This is a genomic window from Pseudomonas sp. E1BtOHC1 (assembly GCF_058744285.1).
Window position 1 is genome coordinate 2,362,330 of sequence record NZ_CP196023.1, and the last position, 12,530, is coordinate 2,374,859.

Sequence of the window (12,530 nt, forward strand, 5' to 3'; positions counted from 1 at the left end):
TCTCAAGGCGCAACGCCCATCGATCAACGCAAGGAGCCACAGCATGTCCGGATGGTATGAGTTGAAGAAAAGCAGCAACGGTCAGTTTCGTTTCGTGCTCAAGGCGGCCAACGCCGAGACCATTCTCACCAGCGAGCAATACACCACTCGCGCCGCCGCGGAGAACGGCATTGCCTCGGTGCAGACCAACAGTCCCCTGGATGAGCGCTACGAGCGCAAGAGCGCCAAGGACGGCAAACCCTATTTCACGCTGAAGGCGGCCAATCACCAGATCATCGGCAACAGTGAAACCTATTCATCGGAGGCGGCCCGGGACAAGGGCATCGCCAGCGTCAAGGCCAACGGTCCGAGCCACAACATCAAGGACCTGACTGGCGTTTAAACCCGGTTCGGCAAAGCCCCGGCCGCTTGGCCTGATCAGGGGCAAGGCCGCATGGCTGCGCCGCCATCTGCCCGGCTGAAACTCGTCGCCCGCGATGGCGGCGAGCTTTGGTTCGAGCTCCTGGCGGACGCCAGCCGCTTGGCGACTGAATTCTGGCGAAATGCCATCACTTGCATTATCCTCCGCGCCCGTCACCGGGCGGTCGGCATGCCTGGCGCACTGGTTGACGTTATCGATCATTGTCCAAGGGATTTGCGACCTCATGATTCGCCCTCTCGTATTACTCGCCGCGCTGCTGGCGCTGAGCGGTTGCTACAGCTTGTCTTCCACGAAAATCGCCGAGAGCATGCGCCCCGATTCGCAGTCGGGGGTGGCCTATGTGGTGGGCGTGGTCGGCATCTGGCCGAAGGCGGTGCACACCGCCAACGAACAGATGCTGCTGATTCGCCCACGGGGCGGTGAGGGGTTCGCCTCGGCGCGCTTGTACAACCAGGTCTACGGTCGCACCCCGCGCGATGTGCGCGAGACCTGGCACGGTATCGGCAGCCTGTTCGTGATGCCGCTCAAACCCGGGCGCTACGAGATCTACAACCTGCACTTCGACCGCGGCAACGCCACTTCCTGGAGCCGCGAAGACTTCTCCATCCCCTTGGAACTGGAAGCCGGCAAGGCCTATTACGTCGGTGATTTCCGCGCCGGCTGCCTGTCGGCGGCGGGGGCCAAGTGCGTGTTTCTGCACAGTGACCACCTGGAGCGCGACGCCGCTCTGGTGCGCGCCAAGTACCCGCAGGTGCCGAGCCTGCAACGGGTCGATCTGCAGAAGATGGAAGACGTCACGTCGCTGATCGTCAAGGAGCAGGGGCCCAAGGCGTCAATGCTCAAGGCCATGCTGTCGGGGGATCTGTAATGCGCAGTGGTTGGTGGTTGTTGATGGTGTTGATGCTGGGGCTTGGCGGTTGCCAGACCAGCCATAGTCTCAAGCCGGCCGAGGTGGATTATCAGCAGAGGTTGCCGGCCATCAGCGTCAGTGTGATCGGGCCCATTCCCGGCGGCCTGATCCGTGACGAACTGCGTCGTCGCGGCACCTTCGAGCAGGTGCAGTCGGGGTTCAGTGCCGATGGCTACAACGTGATCGTGATGGCGAACAGTGATTACTTTGGCTGGCAGAACATTCCCATGGGGCTGCTCAGCGCGATGACCTTTTTTATCGTGCCGGCCCGGGCCACCTGGGACAGTCAGGTGATGTTCCATGTCAGCCGTGGTGACCAGCCGCTGGCCAAGTATCGGGTCAGTAATCAGACCCGGTCCTGGCGCGGCTGGGCCAATCTCGATGGCGGCCAATACCAGCATGTGCAGCGCATCACCGACGACTTCATCGCGCAGATGCTGCAGGACCCGCTGTTCAAGGCCAAGGCCCCGGTGGCGCTGAACAGCCACTGAGCGACCGTTGAACGTGGCCCATGCCAAAGCCCGGACGGTGTCAGCCGTCCGGGCTTTTTTGTCAGGGATTCAACCCAGGGTATGCAGCAGCGTCTGCAACTGTTGGCGACCGCCCGCGTTCAGGGCAAACACCGGCCGGCGTGGCTCGCCGGCGTTCAGTCCGGCCAGTTCCAGTCCGGCCTTGACCGTGGCCGGCAAGCCGCCCTTGAGGATGAAGTCCAGCAGCGGCAACTGACGGTAGAACAGTTCCCGGGCCCGTTGCAGGTCATGGTTCAGCACGGCCTGGTACAGATCGAGATTGAGCTGGGGGATCAGGTTCGCCGCCGCCGTGCACCAGCCGCGGGCACCGGCAGCGAAGGCTTCCAGGGCCAGGGGGTTGCAGCCGTTGTAGAACGGCACCTGGCCTTCGCCCAGCAGTTGCAGCTTGTGCATGCGCTGGATGTCGCCGGTGCTTTCCTTGACCAGGGTGACGTTCTCCACGGCGTGGAAAATCTTCAGGATCAGCTCCACCGACATGTCGGTGCCGCTGGTGGCCGGGTTGTTGTAGAGCATGATCGGCACGCCGATGCTGGCGCCTATGGCCTGGTAGTGGGCGAGGATCTCGGCTTCGCTGAGCTTCCAGTAGGAGGCCGGCAGTACCATCACCACGTCGGCGCCCTGGGCTTCGGCAAAACGCGCGCGGCGGATGGCCTTGGCGGTGGTCAGGTCGGAAACGCTGACGATGGTCGGCACGCGTTTGGCCACGTGGCGGATGCTGAACTCGGCGACCTGATCCCATTCCGCATCGCTGAGGTAGGCACCTTCGCCGGTGCTGCCCAGGGGGGCGATGGCGTGGACGCCGGCGTCGATCATGCGGTCGATGGAGTGCCCGAGGGCGTCCAGGTCCAGGCCCTCGCCGTGGGGGCCGAAGGGGGTGACGGTGTAGCCGATGATGCCGTGGATATCGGGTGTAGACATGGTGCAACTCCTAGCAAGGCATAAGGGTGTGGATCAGTTCAGGCAGTCGGCGTGTTTTTTCAGGTTTTGCCGAGCGTAGTAGTTGAAGGCGGCGCCATGGCGCTTGGGCTTGGAGATCCAGTCGTGGGCTTCACGACCCAGCTCAGGAAGGATCGGCTTGATGGTGCCGGCGGCCATGGCCAGCAGTTGCAGCTTGGCTGCGCGCTCGATCAGTTGGGCGATGACACAGGCTTCCTCGATGCTGGCCCCGGTGGACAGCTGACCGTGGTGGGAAAGCAGGATCGCGCGCTTGTCTCCCAGGGCTGCGGAGATGATTTCGCCTTCTTCGTTGCCCACTGGCACCCCGGGCCAGGGTTCGAGAAAGGCACAGTCCTCATACAGCGGGCAGAGGTCCATGTGCGATACCTCGAGGGGCACTTCCAGCATCGACAGCGCGGCAACGTGGGTCGGATGGGTGTGGATGATGCAGTTCACGTCCGGGCGGGCGCGGTACACCCAGCTGTGGAAGCGGTTGGCCGGGTTGGGCATGCCGTGGCCTTCCAGGACTTCCAGGTCTTCGTTGACCAGCAGCAGGTTGCTGGCGCTGATTTCATCGAAACCCAGGCCCAATTGCTGGGTGTAGTAGGTGCCTGGCTGCGGACCGCGGGCGGTGATCTGCCCGGCGAGGCCCGAGTCGTGACCGTTCTCGAACAGAATGCGGCAGGTCAGGGCCAGCTTTTGCCGGTCGGTCCACGTATTATCCGCCAGTGTATTTTGCATCTGGGTCAGGGCTTGCTTGATCAGTTGGTCCTTGGGCAATGCTAATGTCTTGGCCATATCGGGGTCCTTGGTGAGGGTGCAATGGACGTCGGGTCTGCACTTCACCTGCTACTTGCAAGGTCGTTGGGTGAATGCTGATGACACTAAAGAGGCTATATGACACTTTGTGTCATTGGCAAGCGCCAATCGTTGTTTTCTAGATGGATTAATCGCTTTACATGTCTATCCGTTTGAAATTATTGAGAAAAAAACTTGGCGTGACCCTGGAGGCCCTGGCTGAAAAATCCGGGATGACCAAGAGCTACCTGTCGAAAGTCGAGCGCGGGTTGAACACGCCGTCGATTGCAGCCGCCTTGAAGCTGGCCAAGGCGCTGAACGTCAAGGTCGAGGAGCTGTTCGCCGAGGACAGCATCAGCCTGGACAGCTACAGCCTGGTGCGCAGCGACGAGCGCCAGTCATTGGCAGCCAACGGGCAGACGCCGGGATATGCGGTGCTGGCCCATCAGGTCAGTGAACGCAATCTGCTGCCGTTCATCATCTACCCGGCCAAAGAGTTCAGTGACAAGACCTTCAAGGAACACCTGGGGGAGGAGTTCCTGTTTGTTCATGAAGGCCAGGTGGAAGTGGACTTCATGAACGAGCGGGTGATTCTCAACCGTGGCGACGCGCTGCACTTCAATGCCCAAAAGCCCCATCGCATCCGCTCCCTGGGGGACGAGCAGGCGCAGTTGCTGGTGGTGGTGCACAGCAGCGAGGACTGAGGGCGCTCATCCGCCAGGAGCTGGCCGGGCGGTGGAGCCTTGTGTTGCTTCTGCGGCCGCCTTCGCTGGCAAGCCAGTTCCTTGCGCCAGTCGTGAGATCTGCGGGGCTGATCAGCGTTCTACGGGGACTGACAGCGCCGGGTTGCCCAGGGCGTGGGTCTTGGAATCGAAGAAGCGCAGGCTCAGCTCCAGGCCCTCGAACAGCTTGGCGTAGTGGCGCTTCTGGTGCTGGATGAAGGCTGCGCTGCGTGGGTAGATGGAGATGGCCAGGGTCTTGGTGGCCGACTGGCGGATCGCCTGCACCAGATGCTGGTCCTGGGGGCCGAGGTTGTGGCCGAAGATGCACAGGGCGCCGCTGTGGTCCAGCAACTGCTGGTAGCAGAACGACAGGTAGTCCGAGCTGCGGATGGTCTTGAGCTTGTCCGCCAGGGGCCCTTCGCTGACAAACAGCGGCACGTCGTCCAGGGTCTTGAGGGTGTTGTTGATGGCGAAGCTGCCCAGCAGGGTGCCTTCGGTGGAGCTCAGCTTGCGTGCGCTGCCGTCCAGGTTGCGCACCAGGTGCAGGCCGCCGTGGAGGTAGAGCAAGCGGGTAGCGGTGCTGGAGGTGGTGCCCAGTGCGAAGGCCGGATCGGCGCCGTGGAACAGGTCGTCGATGCCTTGGCTGTCATGCTGTACCGCCCAGTAGTTGAGCAGGTCGTAGTTGCTGGTGAACACCGTGGGATAGCGTCGCAACTCCTGGTTGATCGCCGCCAGGCTTTGCGGCTGCACCAGGCGCCAGGGGATGTGCACCGCATGCACGGTGTTGATCAGGGCTTCCTTGATGGCGTAGTAGCGGTTGCGCGGCGCCGCCGAGCTGACCGCCAGGGCCTTGTTGACCCGGCTGGTGGTTTTCAGGGCGCCCAATACCTGTTCGAAGCTGCGGGTCTGCAGGGCTTCGAAGACGCTGAGCTCGGACTGGCTCAGGGGCTTTTCTTCCACTGTGCGAGCGTTTTCGAACAGCGAGTCGTAGGCAAAATCCTCCCACACGGCACGGCTGGCACCGTTGCCGATCAGCAGGCCACTGAACGGCGTGCTGGTGACCAGGGCGTTCCAGTCTTCAAGTTTGGCGTCAAATTCCTGGAAATCCGTCATCGCGGTCATTGGTCTCAAGGCAGAAGGTAATCAGGGCGCCGACTTTATCACGACCGACCCTTGAGCCAGATCAAGATCGCCCGTGACCGATGAGTCGATCCTGTCGGGCAGACATGAATCGACACCCGCATTGGGCATTCGCCTGGAGACCTCCTCATGAGCAGCACCTTCTTTATCCCAGCCGTCAACATCATGGGCATCGATTGCCTGGACGAGGCCATGAGCGCCATTCGCAATTATGGGTTTCGCAAGGCGCTGATCGTCACCGACGTCGGGCTGGCCAAGGCCGGGGTGGCGGGCATGATCGCCGAGAAGCTGGCCATGCAGGACATCGACTCGGTGATCTTCGATGGCGCCAAGCCCAATCCGAGCATCGCCAACGTCGAGCAGGGGCTGGCGCAGTTGCAGCAGTCCCAGTGCGATTTCGTGATTTCCCTGGGGGGCGGCTCGCCCCATGACTGCGCCAAGGGCATTGCCCTGTGCGCCACCAACGGCGGGCATATTCGCGATTACGAAGGCGTCGATCAGTCGAGCAAGCCGCAACTGCCGCTGATTGCCATCAACACCACCGCCGGCACCGCCAGCGAGATGACCCGTTTCTGCATCATCACCGACGAGTCGCGCCACGTGAAAATGGCCATTGTCGACCGCAACGTTACGCCCCTGCTGTCGGTCAACGATCCGGCGCTGATGGTGGCGATGCCCAAGGGCCTGACCGCCGCCACCGGCATGGACGCCTTGACCCACGCAGTGGAGGCTTATGTGTCCACCGCCGCCAACCCGATCACCGACGCCTGTGCGTTGAAAGCCATCAGCATGATCAGCGCGAACTTGCGCCAGGCGGTGCACGACGGCAGCGATTTGCTGGCCCGGGAGAACATGGCCTATGCGCAGTTCCTCGCCGGCATGGCCTTCAACAACGCTTCCCTGGGCTTCGTGCATGCCATGGCCCACCAACTGGGCGGTTTCTATGATCTGCCCCATGGAGTGTGCAACGCGGTACTGCTGCCCCATGTGCAGAGCTTCAACGCCAGTGTCTGTGCCGAGCGCCTGACCGATGTGGCCCACGCCCTGGGCGCGGACATTCGTGGCTTCAGCCCGGAGGAGGGTGCCCAGGCTGCAATTGCGGCGATTCGTGTTTTGGCTCGGGATGTGGAAATTCCTGCCGGGCTGCGCGAGCTGGGTGCCAAGTTGCAGGACATTCCGGTGCTGGCGGCCAATGCCCTGAAAGACGCCTGTGGCCTGACCAACCCGCGTCCGGCGGAGCAGCGGCAGATCGAAGAGATTTTCCGTAGCGCGTTTTGAGGAACGAGTAAGTCCGTTTCGCTGGCAAGCCAGCTCCTACAAGTGAAGCGTTCACCAACGTGCCAGGGGCTGCCGGTGGGTATGGAAAATTCGCAGAATCTGGAGCCGGTCCCCGCGCACCCGGTAGGGAATCAGGTAAGGCCAGCCGGATATCACCCACCCCCGGGTGCCGGGTAGCCGGCCTGAGGATCGGCCTGAGCAATATGGCGGCCTTATTCCCGGACCCGTGCTCCCAGCGTTGAAAGCGTCGGCGGGGCAGAGGATAGTGCGACCTGAAACCGCGCTGTATCCGCCTGTCACAAGGAGTCGTGAATGTTCCGTCGCTCTTCTCTGATCCCGCTTCTGGGCAGCCTCGCGCTGCTGGCCGGCACCACATCCGTCGCGGCCCAGTGCCTGCCGCCGCCACGCAACGCCGAGGTTCCGGGCTTTTCCTTGTGCAAGGACTGGCCGGCCTTTGACGACCAGAGCATCAGCCTGCTGTCAGAACAAGTCCCGGACCCCAGCGACACCGGCGACGGGGACGGCACTTACAATCTGCAACTGGCAGTGCTGGAGCGCAACAGCGGCAAGCCCCTGGCCAGTTACAGACAGCCTGTGGCTTTCGTCTCCGACGCCTTCCGCCTGGAAAGCGTGACGCTCGACACCGGGCGCTTCCAACTGGCGCCAGAAGTGCGGGCCTTTGGGGTTCGGGCGGCGTTCGAGGGCTCCTCCCGGGTCAACCCCTTCAATCAGATCTGGCTCAGTCTCTACGTGCGCGAAGGCAGCACCCTGCGCCCGGTGCTGGAGAAGTTCCTGGCCCGCTCCTACAACGGCGAGTGGGATGGCCAGTGCACCGGCGAGGGCACTGAAACCACTCGCACCCTGGATATCGCCAAGACCCGCAGCCATGGCTATGCCGACCTGATCGTGCGTTCGGTCAGCGTCAGTACCCGGAGCGAAAAAGTGGGGGAGGAGTGCCAGTCCAAGTCCGTGACCGCCAAGCCGGTGCTCATCACGCTGCATTACGATGGCCAGCGTTACGTCCTGCCCAATGGTTACAGCGGTATCTGAAGGAGTTTTGATGAAGTGGCTTGAACCATGGGGTCTGGGCCTGGTGCTCTGTGCCTGGTTGGGGGGTGTCACGGCGGCGCAGGCGCACTGTGACAACACGACGGATATCCCCGGAGAGCTCTATGTCTGCAAGCCCTGGCCCGCGGAGCCGGAACTGAGCATCAGTGCCCGGGCGACGCCCATGCCCGGGAGCCAGGCTGGCGACGTCAGCAGCTACAGCCTGGACGTATCGCTGCAGGACATCGACTCCGGTTGGACCCTGGCCAGCAACTACAAGGATTCCGCTCTGTTCTCCGATGCCGTGGCCCTGCAAGGGCTGCAGATCGACACCGGGCGCTACCGCTTGAACGAAGAGCAGCGGGCCTTTGGCCTGCGGGTTCTCTATCACCACAGCTCCAGTGCCATGCCCTACGAGAAAAGCGTGCTGACCCTGTATCGACGTGAAGACAAGGAGGTCCTGCCGCTGCTGGAAGGATTGGTGGTGGATGAAAGCACCGGCGAGTTTGGTTGGGGCAGCGAATGCGTGGGCCGCTCCCGGACCCTGCACCGGACCCTGGAAGTCGGCAGCGGCCAGCGCAACGGTTACGCCGATCTGATCGTGCGTACCCGTGAAGTCAGTACCGAGCATTTCAAGGGCCGCGACGGCTGTGAAAGCCGTGACCTGGCGCCCAGGAACACGCTGGCGACCCTGCACTATGACGGCCGGCGCTACGTGTTGAGCAAAGCCCTGAAAGGACAGTAATCGATGCTCACCGGCCTCAATCACCTGACCCTGGCGGTCAGCGACTTGCCCCGCAGCCTGGCCTTCTATCACTCGCAGTTGCAACTGCGTCTGGAGACTCATGTCGGTGATTTGGCTTCGCGATTACGGGCCTGTCGCGAACATCCTTACGCTGGGATGCGCTTTTACCCCGCCGACTGAGGCGCCGCTAGCGGAAGCAGCTGACGAAAGCCGCTGGTGGCAAGGTGCCTTGATCGTGCAGAATCCGGCAGATTCATTCTGTGCCTGGCGTTTCCGTGAGGTGCATCCGTTCTGGAGTCTTGTTGATGACCTCATCGCTGTTACTGGCCGTTATCGCCTCGGGTTTCATTTACGCGATCACCCCCGGACCAGGAGTCCTGGCGGTCTTCGGTATTGGCGCCTCCCGTGGTCGGCAGGCCGGCGCCGGGTTTCTCTGCGGGCACCTGCTGGGCGATGTGGTCTGGTGCAGTACGGCGCTGATCGCCATTGTCGGCGCCCGGGAAATCGGCAGCGACGCCTTCAATATCCTCGGGGTGCTCAGCGGTCTGTACCTGTTCTGGCTGGGGCTGCGGGCTATTCGCAGTCGTGGTAGCAATGGCGATGAACCTCAGGGCGCTGCGCGCAATCCGTTCTGGCACGGGATCATCTTCGGCCTGACCAATCCCAAGGCCTATCCGGTGGCGGTGGCGACGTTCACCGCGCTGCTGTCCAGCCGTGCGGAGCTGCTCAGCTGGTCCATGCTTCCCGGCCTGATTGCCCTGAGCTTCCTTGGCGGCCTCGGCGCTTACGCTATTCTCATCGGCGTGGTCGGTGCGCGTCAGGTACGCAGTTGGTATCAGCGTCACGAGCTGGCGATCACCCGGGTCTGCGGGGTGATGTTCATCGGTTTTGCGATCAATGCCCTGTTGCATGCGGTGCCGGGGTTGATCGGTAACAAGGCATAACGTACCGCGCGGGTTGCGACGGTGCGCAGTCGGTGGCGATCCCACCTGACCGGGCTCAAGGGATGGGTACTCAGTGCATTTTTCATGGGTAGTAGCTTTCTCTGATGGCAACCAACAATTCCGCGCCTCTGGCGAGCTTTATCGATCTGCTTCTGGACGCTGTGTGCGCAGTGGATATCGATGGGCGCTTCGTGTTTGTCAGTGCCGCCTGCGAGCGGGTCTTCGGCTACACCGCCGATGAACTGATCGGCCGGCCGATGATCGAGCTGGTGCACCCGGCCGATCGTGAGCGCACCTTGCAGGCCGCCCGGGAAATCATGGGGGGCGTGCCCAAACCGAATTTCGAGAACCGTTACCTGCGCAAGGACGGGCGGGTGGCACACATCCTCTGGTCGGCGCGCTGGTCGGAAGTGGACCAGTTGCGCATCGCCGTGGCTCGGGACATTACCGAGCGTAAACAGGCCGAATCGAAACAGGCGGCGTTGTATGCCATTTCCGAAGCGGCCCATGCCACCGAGGACCTGCTGGTGCTGTTCAAGCATGTGCATCGGATCATCGGCGAGTGGCTGCCGGCGCTCAATTTCGTTCTGGCGCTGTACGACGAGCGCAGCGATAGCCTGAACTTTCCCTACCACGTCGATGACTGCGAAAGCAGCCCGGAGCAGCCCGGGACCTTGATCGGGCGTTTCTGCACGCAAGTGCTGCGGCACGGCCAGTCCTTGCTGCTGGCACCGGAGTGTCCGTTGAGCCGGGATTTGTGGAACGAGTTCGCCGTCGCTCAAGGTCCTCGCTGCTGGCTGGGCGTACCACTGAATTCGCAGAAGGGCACCATCGGTGTGCTCATGGTCAAAAGTGCACCCGGCGCACAAGGCTACGGTGATGCAGAGCTGGAATTGCTGCAGTACGTCAGTGCCCAGCTCGCCGCTGCCATCGAACGCGCGCAATTGCATGCGCGCCTGCATTACATGGCCGAGTACGATCAACTGACCCATCTGCCTAACCGCGAGCTGCTGCGCGAGCGCTTGCGTTCAGCCCTGGCTCGGGCCCGGCGCGAGTCGGGACGCATGGCCTTGCTGTATGTCGACCTGGACAAGTTCAAGGAGGTCAACGACACCTGCGGGCATGCTGTGGGCGACATGCTGCTGCAAGCAGTGGCCAATCGCCTCAAGGGCTGCGTGCGGGAAACCGACACCGTGGCGCGCATGGGCGGCGATGAGTTCGTGGTGCTGCTCGAGAGCGTGCAGCACAGTGACGATGCCCAGCATGTAGCCGAGAAGATTCGCCGCGCGCTAAACGAGCCCCTGCGCCTGGATGGCCATTCCCTGCGTATCCTGCCGAGTATCGGCATTGGCCTGTACCCCGAACATGGCCTGGAAGAAAAGCAGCTGTTCAAGCACGCCGATGAGGCGATGTACGCGGTCAAGCGCGAGCGCAAAAGCCGCTCCAGCGCCTGAAGTCATGGCCAGGGGCAGGGCTCTGGTCCAGGCCTGAAAGAGTCGCCGTTCGTCGTACCGGCGGCGATTGTTGTAAACCTTTGTGGCTCCGGGTTTTCCCAATGCAGGCGGGTGCTGTGGCTCCCGCCGTATTGATTTGCAAGAGGAGACTCCCCGCATGAACCCCATGGCCACAATCCTCGGTCGTGCCGGCCTGGCCTTGTTGCTCGGCCTTGGCGCCAGCAACGCCCTGGCCCAGTCCCCCGCGGCCTTTATCGACGACGCTTCGGCCAAGGGCATGGCCGATATCGAAGCCAGTCGCCTGGCGCATCAGCAAACCTCGTCCCGGGCGGTCAAGGAATACACCATTCAGGTGATCAACGATCGCACCACCGCCAATCAGCACCTGGCAAAAATCGCCAGGCAACTGGACCTGCCGGTGGCCCCCCGAGAGCAGGTAGTGGACCAGGCCAAGCGCCTGATGCCACAGGTGCCCGAGGGTGCGGATTTCGACCGCGCCTATGCCGCGAGCCAGATCAAGGCCACTGAAGCGGCGATCCGGCAGATCCAGCAACAGGCGCAAACCAGTGAAGTGCCGGAGCTCAAGGCCTTCGCCGAGGAAACCTTGCCCAAGCTGGAGAACCACCTGCAAATGGCCAAGGCCATCCAGGCCGGACGCCCCGGCGATCGCCTGGATGGTTGAGTGGTGATCAACCAACGCTGTCTGCTTACACCTCAGAACATTCCTTCGCACAATAAAACAGGATTGTGCTGGAGCCGCCGGGCCTGTGGGCTTAACGTGGCTCGGATCAGGCGACGCATGGCGCGCCGCGAGGCTCAAGGAGGTAGCAGATGGCGCAGGTACCCAGCGCGTCGATCATCGATCTGTATCATCAGGCGGAAGACTATTTCTTCGTTTCCATCTCCCAGTTCTATCGGCGCTTCGGCTCCGATCTCAGTGCCTATTGCACTGGGGTCGAAGCCAGCAGCCTGAATCTGTTGATGATGACGGACCAGGCTGGCGACAACAGCGAGCAACTGGCCGAGGGCGTGGCGTTCCTGCAGCGCACCGGCATGCCGTTCTGTGTGGTGATCCCTCAGGCGCAGGTGTCACGGGTCAGTCTGCAGTTGCAACAGCAGAACCTGATGCCCGCGGACAAGACCACTTGCATGGTGCTGGATCTGGCGACCTATGAAGCGCAGGAGGTACTGGTGCCACTGGCGGATGTGCGTTGCACCGATGAGCATCTGGACGATTGGGGGCTACCGGTGGAGAGTGCGTTCGAGCCCAATGGTGGGGGCATCGAGCAGTACCTGGAACGGCATCGGGCGGCGTTGCAGGCCGGCAGGGCGCTGCGCCATTTCACTCTGTATGTCGACCAGCGTCCGGTGAGCGCCCTGACGCTGTCCCTGGGGCCGGGGGTGGCGCGGCTGGATGATATCGGCACTTTGCAGGAGTGCCAGGGGCGGGGCTATGCCACGGCGCTGATTCACTCGGTGCTGCGCCTGATCCAGGCCCAGGGCGCGAAAATCTGTGTGCTCGAAGCCTCCCTCGACGGCCTGTCGATCTACCGCAAGGTCGGCTTCACGGGCTTGTTCGACTACTGCACCTTCTGCCAGGAGTAA

General features: G+C 62.5%; 15 protein-coding genes and 1 pseudogene. 12 read left to right on the plus strand and 4 right to left on the minus strand.

All coding sequences use genetic code 11. From position 1 onward, the window contains the following. The first annotated feature begins 43 nt into the window (after positions 1–43). From ACSSVC_RS10850 to ACSSVC_RS10860, 3 genes are all read left to right on the plus strand, one after another. Positions 44–382 (plus strand): YegP family protein, encoded by a 339-nt coding sequence (locus ACSSVC_RS10850; RefSeq protein WP_346634950.1) that lies wholly within the window; start codon positions 44–46, stop codon positions 380–382. A gap of 262 nt (positions 383–644) precedes the next feature. Beyond that, on the plus strand, positions 645–1,289 hold the full coding sequence (locus ACSSVC_RS10855; RefSeq protein ID WP_346634949.1) for a hypothetical protein: 645 nt from the start codon (positions 645–647) through the stop codon (positions 1,287–1,289). Further along, a complete protein-coding gene (locus tag ACSSVC_RS10860; protein WP_446438940.1) occupies positions 1,289–1,822 on the plus strand; it encodes a hypothetical protein in 534 nt (177 codons plus the stop codon). The genes ACSSVC_RS10855 and ACSSVC_RS10860 overlap by 1 nt, the downstream gene beginning before the upstream one ends. A 69-nt stretch (positions 1,823–1,891) precedes the next feature. Here ACSSVC_RS10860 and ACSSVC_RS10865 read toward each other — a convergent pair whose 3' ends face one another. Together ACSSVC_RS10865 and ACSSVC_RS10870 are read right to left on the minus strand one after the other, a co-directional pair. Next, the gene (locus tag ACSSVC_RS10865; protein WP_346634947.1) at positions 1,892–2,779 is read right to left on the minus strand and encodes a dihydrodipicolinate synthase family protein; all 888 of its coding nucleotides are present in this window, start codon (positions 2,777–2,779) and stop codon (positions 1,892–1,894) included. 33 nt (positions 2,780–2,812) lie between these two features. Continuing rightward, positions 2,813–3,595: an aldolase gene (locus tag ACSSVC_RS10870; RefSeq protein ID WP_346634946.1), complete on the minus strand. Its 783-nt coding sequence runs from the start codon at positions 3,593–3,595 to the stop codon at positions 2,813–2,815. A 161-nt stretch (positions 3,596–3,756) separates the two neighbouring features. Here ACSSVC_RS10870 and ACSSVC_RS10875 point away from each other — a divergent pair, with 161 nt between their 5' ends. Further along, the gene (locus ACSSVC_RS10875; RefSeq protein ID WP_123726337.1) at positions 3,757–4,299 is read left to right on the plus strand and encodes a helix-turn-helix domain-containing protein; all 543 of its coding nucleotides are present in this window, start codon (positions 3,757–3,759) and stop codon (positions 4,297–4,299) included. Positions 4,300–4,410: 111 nt separating this feature from the next. On the opposite strand, the gene ACSSVC_RS10880 is transcribed toward ACSSVC_RS10875, so the two are convergent. Next, a complete protein-coding gene (locus tag ACSSVC_RS10880) occupies positions 4,411–5,430 on the minus strand; it encodes a DUF4917 family protein (RefSeq protein WP_404939931.1) in 1,020 nt (339 codons plus the stop codon). Between the two features lie 156 nt (positions 5,431–5,586). Here ACSSVC_RS10880 and yiaY point away from each other — a divergent pair, with 156 nt between their 5' ends. After that, positions 5,587–6,735: an L-threonine dehydrogenase gene (gene yiaY / locus ACSSVC_RS10885; protein ID WP_346634945.1), complete on the plus strand. Its 1,149-nt coding sequence runs from the start codon at positions 5,587–5,589 to the stop codon at positions 6,733–6,735. 51 nt (positions 6,736–6,786) lie between these two features. Here the strand turns inward: yiaY and ACSSVC_RS10890 are convergent. Beyond that, positions 6,787–6,918 (minus strand): annotated as a pseudogene (locus ACSSVC_RS10890) (type II toxin-antitoxin system RelE/ParE family toxin); the annotation flags it as partial. Between the two features lie 129 nt (positions 6,919–7,047). Here ACSSVC_RS10890 and ACSSVC_RS10895 point away from each other — a divergent pair. The 7 genes from ACSSVC_RS10895 (at position 7,048) to ACSSVC_RS10925 (ending at position 12,530) form a co-directional block, all read left to right on the plus strand. Beyond that, complete coding sequence (locus tag ACSSVC_RS10895; protein ID WP_346634944.1) at positions 7,048–7,785, plus strand: PA3715 family protein; 738 nt, start codon at positions 7,048–7,050, stop codon at positions 7,783–7,785. A 10-nt stretch (positions 7,786–7,795) separates the two neighbouring features. Continuing rightward, positions 7,796–8,527 carry a PA3715 family protein gene (locus ACSSVC_RS10900; protein WP_446438939.1) on the plus strand — a complete coding sequence of 244 codons (732 nt, stop codon included), beginning with the start codon at positions 7,796–7,798 and terminating at the stop codon, positions 8,525–8,527. Between the two features lie 3 nt (positions 8,528–8,530). Further along, positions 8,531–8,707: a VOC family protein gene (locus tag ACSSVC_RS10905; protein ID WP_346634942.1), complete on the plus strand. Its 177-nt coding sequence runs from the start codon at positions 8,531–8,533 to the stop codon at positions 8,705–8,707. A 125-nt stretch (positions 8,708–8,832) separates the two neighbouring features. Further along, complete coding sequence (locus ACSSVC_RS10910; RefSeq protein ID WP_346634941.1) at positions 8,833–9,471, plus strand: LysE family translocator; 639 nt, start codon at positions 8,833–8,835, stop codon at positions 9,469–9,471. 104 nt (positions 9,472–9,575) lie between these two features. Further along, positions 9,576–10,925 (plus strand): sensor domain-containing protein, encoded by a 1,350-nt coding sequence (locus tag ACSSVC_RS10915; RefSeq protein WP_346634940.1) that lies wholly within the window; start codon positions 9,576–9,578, stop codon positions 10,923–10,925. 157 nt (positions 10,926–11,082) lie between these two features. After that, complete coding sequence (locus tag ACSSVC_RS10920) at positions 11,083–11,607, plus strand: DUF4142 domain-containing protein (RefSeq protein WP_346634939.1); 525 nt, start codon at positions 11,083–11,085, stop codon at positions 11,605–11,607. Between the two features lie 149 nt (positions 11,608–11,756). Continuing rightward, positions 11,757–12,530, plus strand: a complete 774-nt coding sequence (locus ACSSVC_RS10925) for a GNAT family N-acetyltransferase (protein WP_346634938.1) — start codon at positions 11,757–11,759, stop codon at positions 12,528–12,530.

What these genes read in the sequence shown, in the direction of transcription:
- ACSSVC_RS10850 (WP_346634950.1), top strand. Translation starts at nt 44, where the DNA reads ATGTCCGGATGGTATGAGTTGAAGAAAAGCAGCAACGGTCAGTTTCGT.
- ACSSVC_RS10855 (WP_346634949.1), top strand. Translation starts at nt 645, where the DNA reads ATGATTCGCCCTCTCGTATTACTCGCCGCGCTGCTGGCGCTGAGCGGT.
- ACSSVC_RS10860 (WP_446438940.1), top strand. Translation starts at nt 1,289, where the DNA reads ATGCGCAGTGGTTGGTGGTTGTTGATGGTGTTGATGCTGGGGCTTGGC.
- ACSSVC_RS10865 (WP_346634947.1), bottom strand. Translation starts at nt 2,779, where the DNA reads ATGTCTACACCCGATATCCACGGCATCATCGGCTACACCGTCACCCCC.
- ACSSVC_RS10870 (WP_346634946.1), bottom strand. Translation starts at nt 3,595, where the DNA reads ATGGCCAAGACATTAGCATTGCCCAAGGACCAACTGATCAAGCAAGCC.
- ACSSVC_RS10875 (WP_123726337.1), top strand. Translation starts at nt 3,757, where the DNA reads ATGTCTATCCGTTTGAAATTATTGAGAAAAAAACTTGGCGTGACCCTG.
- ACSSVC_RS10880 (WP_404939931.1), bottom strand. Translation starts at nt 5,430, where the DNA reads ATGACGGATTTCCAGGAATTTGACGCCAAACTTGAAGACTGGAACGCC.
- yiaY (WP_346634945.1), top strand. Translation starts at nt 5,587, where the DNA reads ATGAGCAGCACCTTCTTTATCCCAGCCGTCAACATCATGGGCATCGAT.
- ACSSVC_RS10895 (WP_346634944.1), top strand. Translation starts at nt 7,048, where the DNA reads ATGTTCCGTCGCTCTTCTCTGATCCCGCTTCTGGGCAGCCTCGCGCTG.
- ACSSVC_RS10900 (WP_446438939.1), top strand. Translation starts at nt 7,796, where the DNA reads ATGAAGTGGCTTGAACCATGGGGTCTGGGCCTGGTGCTCTGTGCCTGG.
- ACSSVC_RS10905 (WP_346634942.1), top strand. Translation starts at nt 8,531, where the DNA reads ATGCTCACCGGCCTCAATCACCTGACCCTGGCGGTCAGCGACTTGCCC.
- ACSSVC_RS10910 (WP_346634941.1), top strand. Translation starts at nt 8,833, where the DNA reads ATGACCTCATCGCTGTTACTGGCCGTTATCGCCTCGGGTTTCATTTAC.
- ACSSVC_RS10915 (WP_346634940.1), top strand. Translation starts at nt 9,576, where the DNA reads ATGGCAACCAACAATTCCGCGCCTCTGGCGAGCTTTATCGATCTGCTT.
- ACSSVC_RS10920 (WP_346634939.1), top strand. Translation starts at nt 11,083, where the DNA reads ATGAACCCCATGGCCACAATCCTCGGTCGTGCCGGCCTGGCCTTGTTG.
- ACSSVC_RS10925 (WP_346634938.1), top strand. Translation starts at nt 11,757, where the DNA reads ATGGCGCAGGTACCCAGCGCGTCGATCATCGATCTGTATCATCAGGCG.